The sequence below is a fragment of the Leucobacter sp. genome (assembly GCF_053528595.1).
Genome location: NZ_JAIVPF010000075.1, coordinates 117,767 through 127,760 on the forward strand (window position 1 = coordinate 117,767; position 9,994 = coordinate 127,760).

The 9,994-nt window shown below is 60.8% G+C and carries 10 protein-coding genes and 1 pseudogene; 8 read left to right on the top strand and 3 right to left on the bottom strand.

The features are described 5' to 3' along the window. Complete coding sequence (locus ACWKZU_RS15455; RefSeq protein WP_449283221.1) at positions 1 to 663, bottom strand: hypothetical protein; 663 nt, start codon at positions 661 to 663, stop codon at positions 1 to 3. A gap of 701 nt (positions 664 to 1,364) precedes the next feature. Between ACWKZU_RS15455 and ACWKZU_RS15460 the strand changes: the two genes are divergently transcribed. The 5 genes and pseudogenes from ACWKZU_RS15460 to ACWKZU_RS15480 all read left to right on the top strand — a co-directional run bounded on the left by ACWKZU_RS15460 (position 1,365) and on the right by ACWKZU_RS15480 (position 6,180). After that, positions 1,365 to 1,586, top strand: coding sequence for a hypothetical protein (locus ACWKZU_RS15460; RefSeq protein WP_449283222.1), 222 nt, complete (start codon positions 1,365 to 1,367; stop codon positions 1,584 to 1,586). 148 nt (positions 1,587 to 1,734) lie between these two features. Next, positions 1,735 to 2,697 (top strand): annotated as a pseudogene (locus ACWKZU_RS15465) (phage tail tape measure protein). Next, positions 2,694 to 4,400 (top strand): hypothetical protein, encoded by a 1,707-nt coding sequence (locus tag ACWKZU_RS15470; RefSeq protein ID WP_449283223.1) that lies wholly within the window; start codon positions 2,694 to 2,696, stop codon positions 4,398 to 4,400. Before ACWKZU_RS15465 ends, ACWKZU_RS15470 begins: the two are co-directional and overlap by 4 nt. Before the next feature lie 192 nt (positions 4,401 to 4,592). Further along, positions 4,593 to 5,528 (top strand): Abi family protein, encoded by a 936-nt coding sequence (locus ACWKZU_RS15475; RefSeq protein WP_449283224.1) that lies wholly within the window; start codon positions 4,593 to 4,595, stop codon positions 5,526 to 5,528. 448 nt (positions 5,529 to 5,976) lie between these two features. Beyond that, complete coding sequence (locus ACWKZU_RS15480; protein WP_449283225.1) at positions 5,977 to 6,180, top strand: hypothetical protein; 204 nt, start codon at positions 5,977 to 5,979, stop codon at positions 6,178 to 6,180. A gap of 47 nt (positions 6,181 to 6,227) precedes the next feature. Here the strand turns inward: ACWKZU_RS15480 and ACWKZU_RS15485 are convergent, their stop codons facing one another. Further along, the gene (locus ACWKZU_RS15485; protein ID WP_449283226.1) at positions 6,228 to 6,440 is read right to left on the bottom strand and encodes a hypothetical protein; all 213 of its coding nucleotides are present in this window, start codon (positions 6,438 to 6,440) and stop codon (positions 6,228 to 6,230) included. A gap of 297 nt (positions 6,441 to 6,737) precedes the next feature. Here ACWKZU_RS15485 and ACWKZU_RS15490 point away from each other — a divergent pair, with 297 nt between their 5' ends. From ACWKZU_RS15490 to ACWKZU_RS15500, 3 genes are read left to right on the top strand one after another with little or no spacing between them, the layout of a single operon-like run. Then, positions 6,738 to 7,199, top strand: coding sequence for a hypothetical protein (locus ACWKZU_RS15490; RefSeq protein ID WP_449283227.1), 462 nt, complete (start codon positions 6,738 to 6,740; stop codon positions 7,197 to 7,199). A 27-nt stretch (positions 7,200 to 7,226) separates the two neighbouring features. After that, positions 7,227 to 7,652, top strand: a complete 426-nt coding sequence (locus ACWKZU_RS15495) for a helix-turn-helix domain-containing protein (RefSeq protein WP_449283228.1) — start codon at positions 7,227 to 7,229, stop codon at positions 7,650 to 7,652. Further along, on the top strand, positions 7,652 to 8,128 hold the full coding sequence (locus ACWKZU_RS15500; protein ID WP_449283229.1) for a hypothetical protein: 477 nt from the start codon (positions 7,652 to 7,654) through the stop codon (positions 8,126 to 8,128). The genes ACWKZU_RS15495 and ACWKZU_RS15500 overlap by 1 nt, the downstream gene beginning before the upstream one ends. A 412-nt stretch (positions 8,129 to 8,540) precedes the next feature. Here the strand turns inward: ACWKZU_RS15500 and ACWKZU_RS15505 are convergent, their stop codons facing one another. Beyond that, the gene (locus tag ACWKZU_RS15505) at positions 8,541 to 9,923 is read right to left on the bottom strand and encodes a DUF7933 domain-containing protein (protein ID WP_449283230.1); all 1,383 of its coding nucleotides are present in this window, start codon (positions 9,921 to 9,923) and stop codon (positions 8,541 to 8,543) included. Between the last annotated feature and the right edge of the window lie 71 nt (positions 9,924 to 9,994).

The window sequence follows — 9,994 nt, forward strand, 5'->3', positions numbered from 1 at the left end:
CTACTGCGTCACGCGAATATCAGCGCCCGGGCGATCACTTCTCGAAAACTCGGTGATCTCCTCGGCTCGATCCCCCGACCCAGTGACAGTGCAAGCGAAGGAGAACCCGTGTTCATCGTCGCCCCACTCATTGTGGACGCTCGCTAAACCAGGACCTGAGAACCTCACCCAATCATCACCAGACTCCATAACCATCTTGGGGTCATCCCAAAGACCAACATGAGTCCACTCCACGTCAGGCCCAGCGATCTGAGTCCGACACTTCGAACGTGCCCGCTCAGCCCATAGACCAGACGGAGTGATGAGCTCCAACTCGTCATCCTTCTTCACTGTCAGGAGCACCGACCGATCAGACGCATCCTGCTCGATGACCACCCAGTTCTTCTCGCTCCACACCCCCCGATCATCAGGGGAGAAGTCCTTGTACTCAACGACATAACCTGCGGACCCAAGAACAGCGATCGCCTGATCCAGTGGCTCACCTACCGTATCCGGCGCAGGCGACGTCGTCGGCTCATTGATGGTCGGCGATGGCGTGACCTCCGGCTCGCTTCTAGAAGTCACCGACACGCAAGAAGACAGCGACAGAGTTAGGGCAAGACCAGTCGCCACCATCACCACTGTGTTCATGCCCGCGAGAGAAGAACCCCACTTCATCGTCATAAGCTCAGCCTAGTTAAGAACGCACACCCGAAGCCCACCCCGGCACCCTCACCTGACACCACCGGGGACTCCCCCTCACGCCGGCCAAAGTACCGACGGGGCTAGCAAACACGGATTTGCGTGCGGTTTTCCTCGTTTTTTGGGGTGCTGGGGTGGCTCGCCGCGCCTGTTTCTGCGGGTTTCTGCCTTGGAGGGGTGTGCTCGGTTGTCTCATTTTGTCGTGTTTTCGGCGGGAAAGTTCATTGTTTGGAGGTGATTATGAAGGTTTCGTTCTCGAGTCCGGAGGGGCGGAAGTTGTGGCGGGAGTCGCTGAAGACGTACTCCTTGATGCCGCACGAGAAGCTGATTCTGCGTGGCGCGTGTGTCGCTTTGGATCAGATCAGCCTGTTGGAGGCTGAGCTCGACGGCGCGGATTTACTCGCGAAGGGGTCGATGGGCAGGATGTCGCGAATCCGTTGCTGGGGGAGTTGCGGGCGCAGCAGGCCGCGTTTGATCGTGCGATTAAGCAGTTGGATCTCCCGGAGGAAGGGGAAGCACAGGGGAGGGCTGCGGCGTCGCGGTCGGCGTCTGCGCGGGATGCTGCGAATGCGCGCTGGAACATGTGACCGGTTGTATCGGAAGAGGTATTTGAGGGAGTCCCGAACGGGGCTCCTTTTCGTGTTTAGCGTTCCTGAAAGTTGGGGGCGCGGGAAGGGGCCGGGATGGTCCGTGGTGAGGATTTTGAGGAGTTCGTTGCTGAGCGTCGGAAGGTTGGTTTGGCTGACGTGAAGGCGCTGGAAGCGGCGTGGGATGAGTATGCGGGCCTGGTGCCCGAAACAGCGTGGGGTGGGGAGTTGCGGAAGCGGCTGATCGCTCTGCTGATGGCTGGTGTGGAGTATGCGCGCATGGAGGCGCGCGTGAAGGAGGGTGAGAACAATGGCTGATCGTTCGGTACGTGTGACGTTGTCGGCGCAGGTGCAGGGGTATATCGCGGCGATGGAGAAGGCGGCTCAGGCGACTCGTGAGACGGGTTCTGAGGCGGAGAAGTTGGGGGCGCAGAAGCAGGCGTTTGAGGATATGGGTCGTGCTGCGATGGTGGCTGGTGGTTTGACGGCTGCTGGTGTCGGTCTCGCGGTTGCGAAGTTCTCGGATTTTGATGCGGCGATGTCGAATGTGCAGGCGGCGACGCATGAGTCTGCGGAGAATATGCAGCGTCTGTCGGATGCGGCTTTGGAGGCTGGGGCGCGGACGGTGTTCTCGGCTGAGGAGTCGGCGAACGCGATTGAGTAGCTCGCGAAGGCGGGTGTGTCGACGGCGGACATCATCAGTGGTGGCCTGGATGGTGCTCTGGATCTGGCTGCTGCTGGTGGTTTGGGGGTTGCTGATGCTGCGGGGATCGCTGCGACCGCGTTGAAGACCTTCAATCTTGAGGGTTCGGATATGGCGCATGTGGCCGATCTGCTTGCCGCTGGTGCGGGTAAGGCGATGGGTGATGTGACTGATCTGTCGCAGGCTCTGAACCAGAGTGCGATGGTGGCGAACGCGACGGGTCTGAGCATTGAGGAGACCACGGCGGGTCTTGCTGCGTTCGCGTCTCAGGGCCTCTTGGGCTCCGATGCTGGCACCAGCTTCAAGAGCATGCTGCAGTCCCTCACTCCCACGTCGGAGAAGGCTGCAACGACGATGCAGGAACTCGGTATCTCGGCCTACGATTCACAGGGCAACTTCGTGGGTCTTGCGGAGTTCGCGGGGAACCTGCAGACCGCGTTGAAGGATCTGTCGGTGGAGCAGCAGCAGGCCGCTCTGAAGACGATCTTCGGGTCTGATGCGATCCGTGCTGCGACGGTCCTCTACTCGGAGGGTGAGGAGGGCATCCGGGACTGGATCTCAGCGGTTGACGATCAGGGGTATGCGGCTGAGACGGCGCGTGCTCGCCTGGACAACCTGAAGGGCGATCTCGAGGCGCTGGGCGGTGCTTTGGATACGGCCCTGATCAAGACGGGCGACATGCGAATGATGCTTTGCGGGAGTTGGTGCATGGCATCACGGGCATGATCGATGCGTACACGAACCTGCCACCCGAGTTGCAGTCCGCAGCCCTCGCTACCGGGGTGTTCGTGGCCGCGGTCGCGCTCGCATCGGGCACGGTCATGTTGGGCATCCCGAAGTACGCGGCGTTCCGCATGTCACTGAAGGAGCTGGGGATCACGGCGGAGTCGACGTCGGCGTCTCTTGCGAAGATCGCGCCGGCTGGGATCGCGATTGCTGCGGTTCCGATCGCTGCGAACATGGTCGACTGGATCCGCTCATTCCGCGACACCTCGACCGCGGCTGCGGAACTCGAACGGGAGTTGAAGAAGACCGGCGATATTTCCCAGGAACTCACGCAGGGGCTTGCCGGCGGTAACCCACTCGCGAACCTCGGCATCGGCACCGATGAGATCGCCCTGAATCATCTGCGGGAACTGAACACCGTGGTTGGTGATTTGCATGCCACGTTCGAGAACACGACGCTGGGGAAGGCTCTCACGCTGTCGATGGGTGGCCTCAGCTCAGGGGCTGGTGAAGCGAAGCAGCAGATCGAAGACCTTGATACGGCGCTTGCGGGGATGGTGAGTGCGGGGCGGGCGGATGAGGCTGCTGCCGGGTTTGAACAGTTCGCGAAGATGGCGAAAGAAGCCGGCTGGGAACAAGACGATCTGAACGCGAAACTCCCGAAGTATGCCGCAGCACAAGAGGATGCGGCCCTCGCCTCGCAGGAAGCGTCTGAGGCGGCTGCAGCGAACTCGGATGCTCTCGCTGAACTGAGCGAGAGTGCCGTGTCGACTGAAGCGGCGGTTGAGGATCTTGCAGACACGATCCGGAACTTCGGCAAGGCACAGTTCGATGTGGAGCGGTCATCGATCAGCTTCCAGGACGCACTCGCAGCGTTGGACGAGCAGATGAACTCCGGGGTCGCGTCGTGGGATGTGACGACGGAGGCGGGCCGTGAAACCCGGCAGATGCTCCTCGAGGTCGCATCCTCCACGAACGATCACGCGGCAGCGATCGCTGCCGCTGGCGGTGATCAGGAAGCGTACTCGGCGGTCCTCGAGCAGGGCCGGCAGAAGCTCTACGATGTGGCACTCGCCCTCACCGGCAGCAAGGACGCCGCACGCGAGTACGCGGACCAGCTCGTCGCAACCCCGGAACAGGTGGCCACGCAGGTTCAGTTGATGGGTGCGGAACTCGCGGAACAGATCCTCGCGAACCTCACCCGCACCCGCGAAACCTACATCAACGTCATCGCGACCGGACTCGACGAGGCAAACAACGCTTTGAAGAACGCGTTCGGGAGCGCGAACGGCAACATGTTCGCCTACGCCAACGGCGGCATGAACGACTACGCGAACATGGTCGCGTTCGCTGACGGTGGCATCGTGGACGAGAACACGCGCGCTATGGCAAACGGGGGCATCGAAACCGGGATCTACACGGGTGGGACACCGCTCTACAAGTTCGCTGAGCCCGAAACCGGGTGGGAAGCATTCATCAGCGGGAAACCCAGCGAGCGTGACCGGAACCGTCAGATCTGGGCCGAAACGGGCAACCGGCTCGGCATGGGTGCGGGCAGCACGAGCACCGTGTACGTGCCCACCGAAGTGACCGTGAAAGACGTGAACGGCCGCCTGATCGGCACGATGGAAGTCGTCGCTGATAAGCAGATCGACATGTCCATTCAGCAGCAGGCGCAAGCCAACCGACGCGCAGGACTCTAAACGGTCAGGTGCCCCTCCCCAGCAACCACTGCGGGCGGGGCGACCTGCAAAGCGCAACTATTGGATTCGGATAGCATCGGCGTGTGGCCTTTGTCTTTTCTCAGCAACATGAAGTATCGTTGTGCCCACAAGCCCCCCCACCGCCTCTCAACGATGCGCCCTGTGGGGGTCCTTTCTTTTCGGGGGGCACGAGTGAGTGAAGTCCCCTACCTCAGCGTTGAGAAGCGCGTAGAGTTCTTGATCGAAAAGGGCTACACGCAAGAGACAGCAGCTTCGGACGAAGTGCGCGAGTTTCTTCGCCACATCAACTTTCATCACTTCCTCGGGTATGCGCGGAACTATGGCGCGCTTGCGTCGCGTGGTCAGATCGCTGAAGAGCCAACCTTGCAAGGCATCGTGGACGTCATCGTGCTTGATCAGCGCGTCTCTGCCTATTTGTTCACGGCCCTGCAGAGGTTGGAATGGCAGCTGAGGGCTCAGCTCGTTGAATTCCATTGCGAGCTCTTCAGCCCGACTGCCTGTTTCCTTCAGGAGGAGCACTACCTCAAGCTGGACATCGACCGAGATACCCCCAATATCAACGTCGTGAGACAAATTCTCCGCATGAAAGAGCCATACGTCGAGGACCGGCTCAAGCGCTACATGAGCGAGAACTCGCTGTCTGGGAAACCAGAGAAGCTTGCCCACCCCCACAGCACTCTCGCCTCCGAACGCTTCCCCATATGGGCCATCGTTGATGGGCTCTCATTCGGCACGCTTGTGGACGTAATCCTCGCAGCAAAGCCGAAAGACGGGCGGAAGCTCCGGTCTCTCGTCGCAACGGATTGTTCCGTTGCGAACACCATCTTCGAAACGCAGTTACGTTCGATGATTACCCTTCGGAACCAAGTGGCACACCATTCTCGACTTTGGATGCGCCCCACAACCAACTCTCCCAAAGCGCCAAATAGTCACTCGAAACGCGCGAGGGGGGTCGCGACGAAGGCGATGTATACGTCATGCCTAGCGTTGGCTTCCCTGTTGAAAGGGCTCCCGCAGCAGCACGCATTTCTTGATGGGCTCGATGGGCTTATCGCCGAGAACGGGGCATACGAGGTAGGTATTAAGCAGCTGCTGATTCGCAAGTGACATCCTCCTAGATGTTCTAGGCGTCACCACTTCTATGGATAGCTGTGCCGAGAAGCCCCGCGGCATGGAAGACGTTGATTTCATGACCTCTTGCTGCGTAATTAAAGATTGGTAGCGACTACAGAGCCCCTTGCATCGTCCTTCGGGATGCTGCAGGGGGCTTTTCGTCGTTTATGCTGCATCTATGAGTAGCTATCCCATTACGCCCGTCGAGCTCGCGAAGGAACTCGGTCACGAGCCGGAGTCTCGGCCTGGTAAGAGGGTTCGTGACTTCCTGCGTGAGCGACACCCGGACCACGTTCCAAATCAGCGGTGGCTACTCAAGGAGGAGCAAGCGGACGAGGTTCGCGCCTACTTTCGCGCAGTCAGCCAATAGAAGCGGCATCTCATGTGTCAGTACCAATCGACCTGCCCCACAACGCGACACCGGCCAGGCACGAAATGTCCGGTGAACGTCAGGATCGAGAACCATAACCGCAAGGTCGAGGAAGAACGCCGCCAAGCGATCATTGCGATGATCGTCCTCGCAGTGATCGCGGTCGGCGCAGTATGCGTCTTCGGCTACTTGTTCTACTTCCGGGAAGGCGCAACGGGTTCAGGGATTCCGTTCCTCGACGAGATGCTACTCAATCCGGCGATGGTCTCCGCCTAGGCTGAACAGGTTACGGCCGGCCCCTGACAGGCAGGGGTGAACGGAGGTTAGAGCGTCGCGGCTTCACCCGTGAGCGTCGACCGCAGTTCCGAGGCGCGCACGATATCCCCCTCGATCGAGCGGACCGCCTCATGACTCAGCGACCCACCCTGCTTCGCGTCCTCGATCTTCTGGAACCCGGCACGGATCTCTTCCTCAAGGCCATCGGTGACGATCTGCTGCACGCTATCGGGGAGGCGGAGAAACGCTTGAGGGAACACGGCAGTATTCTATGCGGCCCCGTCCGGACAACGAAGCGCAGGGGAGTCGATCAAAGCTCCCTAGGTCTCGATGTCACGGAACGTGGGCCGCGTCGATGTTGTGGGGTGTCCTGCTGCCTACAGGCGGTAGCGCACCCCGCTATTGGTGTTTTCTTGACCGACCGGAGGCTGTGGGGCGCCTGTCGCCCGAATAGCCTTTGCTGGACTCAGCGAGCGGCCCCGGTGCCAAAGCGTCAACCCCTCCTGCTCGAGAGCGTATAGGTAAGCTGTCCGTAACTGAGGAGAGGAGCGGTCTGATTGGACGTTCAGAGCCGTTGCGTAGTGCCAAATTCAGTGGACTTGGTTTGGCGAGACTTTCCTCAAGGCGTTTCCGCTCTAACTGCAATTAGGGAGTGGCTTGGAACGCTCGCGCCCTCTGTTCGTGAAGATGTCGCCGGGCAGATTGTTGCCAAACGTCGGCTCGCGCTTCGGGGTCAACTCGACCCCTACGATCCTGTATTGAAGAGTGGAGATGTGCGTTTTCTTGCTACAAAACCATTCATGTGGGAGATTCGGTGGTCTGTTGAAGGGCTTGAGCTGAGGCAATATCACGGTGAGCCAGTTTCGCTGCCAGATCACCTCATTGCAACTCATTTTCATGTCAAGGAGATTCTTGAAACGAAACAAGAAACGTTCGATGCGCAACAAGAGGAAATCAACAAAGCCTACGATCGGTTCTCTAGCGGCGAAAGCATCCTTTGGGGATGCAATTGCGAATAGGCGGAGTCTCGATATAGAGTGCAGTCTATGAGCACTCTCGAACAGCTCCTTGGAATCGACGTAACTGACCCTAAGGTGCAGCTTGCCGCGGCGCTCGCCGAGCAAGATTACCTCCTCATTCGCGAACTGATCGCTATTCGCAGTGAGAAGAGGATCTCCCAGGACGCAGTTGGAAAAGCGATGGGAGTGACGCAGGCCACTGTTGCCGCTTTCGAGCGATTGGACAATGACCCGAAGTTGTCGACAATTCGTCGCTACGCCATTGCTGTGGGAGCTTTGATCGCTCATAGCGTCGAGAAGGATGAGGGGCAACTTGCAGACGGCGCCCGGCTCGATGCGAGATCCGTCTTCATTCCTAATGCATATGTCGCCAAACGCGCGACTGTTAAGTCCTCTGGCGAGCGGATGGTGCTTGCCAACGTAAAGCGTACTGATTTCGCAATGGCTGCATAGTGACTCGGCAAGTTAGCGATATCCACGAGCTCATCGAGCTGATTGATCTTGAGGGAATTGCAAAGCACGAGGAACGAGCTAGGGTGGTTCGGGTCTCTAGCGAAAACGCGGAGAGCGAGGTGCGCCAGGTCAACAGTCTGGGCCTCGAGCGAAGGTTCCCCGAAGGGTTCTCTCTCAGATTGAGAACAGTTGTTGGCTTTGAAGATGCAGAGTATGTTTCAGACATTGCCGGCCTGTATTCGTTTAGTGAGCCTGCTGAGGCGTCTGCTGATGTACTCCAAGAGTTTATCGAGCGCGTGGGTTTCTTTGCTCTTTACCCTTTCCTTAGGGAATCGGTCTTTTCCAGTGCTACTCGCCTTGGGAGAACCCCTCCGCTGATGGGGCTAATCAAGGCGGGGGAACTGAGCCTGAGTGGTGAGATGTCTGAGGCAGAGGTTCAAAGGGAGTTCTTTGACAATAGAAGTGAGATTGATTAGGGCTTTCCTGCCCGCAACCCCGCATCTATCCCGCACATTTGCGGGTAGGGGAGCGAAGCTAAAGTAAGCCACTGACTAATCAGCGCTTACAGGAGCGAAGCTCTCGCTATCCCGCATAAACGCCTGATCGCAAACGATTCTTAATCGAAAGGTCACCGGATCGATGCCGGTCGGAGCCACGTAGCGGCTATTACACCGCTACTGAACCCCCGCGTAGCTTCTACATCGCGGGGGTTCTTCTGCGTCCCGATCGATGCCGACCCCAGCGCTGCTCGAGCGGGCGCGGCGAGTCGAAACCGGGGGAGACCGCGCGACCCTGCAGGCGCTCGTCACCCGAGCGCTCCTCGCTCCCGGGATGCGGCCCCTGAGGGGCGCGTCCCGGGAGCGAGGAGGCGCGGACCGGGCGCCCGTCCTAGATGATGTTCGAGCCCGTGGCCCGGAAGACCCGGCGCTTCCTCGAGGTGACGTACAGTGCGCCTGCGCCGCCCAGGAGCAGCATCGCGCCCGCCAGCGCGGCGAGCACCCCGCGCTCCGAACCGGTGGTGGCCAGGGCGTCGTTCGAGGCCTTCGGGCTCGATGAGCCCTTCGGTGCGTCCTGCAAGTCGCCCTGTGTATCGGTGCCGTGATCGACCGGGTCGGTCGGGTCGACCGGGTCCGTGGGATCCTTGGGATCCGTCGGGTCGACCGGATCCACGGTCTCCTCGAACGTGACGCCGGCGCAGTCCGGCAGGTTCACCCCCACGCTCTCGGTGATGTTCGAAGCGCAGTTCTCGTAGCTTCCCGCCGCGACCGCCGCGACCGGGACCGTGATCGAGCAGGACACCTGCCCCGCGAGCAGATCCCCGGCGACCCCGATCGACTCGGCTCCCTCGGGGGCGGTCACGACGCCGTTCGCGCAGTCGGTGATGCCGTTCCCGGCGACCCGCAGGCCCGCAGGGAGGACGTCGGTGAAGCTCCACCCCTCCTTGCTCGCGAGCTCGGTGGTGTTGGTGACGGTGAAGACGACGTTCGTCGTCCCGTCGGCGGCGACGGTCGTGTGCTCGAAGCTCTTGTCGAGCTGGGGCGTGGCGTCGACCATCCGGATGTTGTCCCAGGCGAAGTCGTTGCCCCAGTCGCTCGGAGTGGCGTTCCGCAGCACGATGCCGAGGGTGTCGCCGCTGAAGAGGTACGAGCGGTCGCCGAAGTAGCGCCCCGCCTTCACGGATTCGCCACCGCTGCCCCAGCCGTCGAAGCTCGGATCGTCGATGTCGGGGGCCTCGTACTCGGCGGTGCCGTCGTCGGTGCAGGCGACGATCGGCTGATCGTTCATCGGGTGCTCCGTGCCGCCGTCGACGAGGGCGAAGTCCAGCCGGGAGTTGTTCGCGCCGTCCGCGAAGGCGCAGGAGGCCTCGGCCACGTCGATGGAGAGCGTGATGAAGCGCCCCGCGCTGTTCACGGTGAACGGCGTGTTCGTGCGGAAGACCTCGGAGTCCACGGTGGGCGTCACGGTTGCGGAGTCGGGCGAGGTGGTCCACGCGGAGATCGCGAAGTTCTCCTCGGGGTCGGCCATGCCCTGCACCTGCCCGAGCACGTGCGCGAGGCGGCGGATGTTCCAGTCCGCGCTGAAGCCCCACGTGTTCGACTCCGCGCACGCCGTCGTGGAAGTCGTGTAACCGGTGATGATGCCGTTGCAGTAGTCCGGATTCAGCCAGTAGGGGTCGCCCGTGTAGGTGCGCCCCGTGATTCCCGTGTACCCCTCAAGCAGTTCGGATGAACCGGGATCGGCGATGTTCTGGAAGTCCTCCAGATCGAGCACGGTGGGCTCCGATGGGACCCCCGGGGTGCCTGGGGCGGCGAGGGCTAATTCCCCCCCCCCCCCCCCCCCCC

What these genes read in the sequence shown, in the direction of transcription:
- ACWKZU_RS15455 (WP_449283221.1), bottom strand. Translation starts at nt 663, where the DNA reads ATGACGATGAAGTGGGGTTCTTCTCTCGCGGGCATGAACACAGTGGTG.
- ACWKZU_RS15460 (WP_449283222.1), top strand. Translation starts at nt 1,365, where the DNA reads ATGGTCCGTGGTGAGGATTTTGAGGAGTTCGTTGCTGAGCGTCGGAAG.
- ACWKZU_RS15470 (WP_449283223.1), top strand. Translation starts at nt 2,694, where the DNA reads ATGATCGATGCGTACACGAACCTGCCACCCGAGTTGCAGTCCGCAGCC.
- ACWKZU_RS15495 (WP_449283228.1), top strand. Translation starts at nt 7,227, where the DNA reads ATGAGCACTCTCGAACAGCTCCTTGGAATCGACGTAACTGACCCTAAG.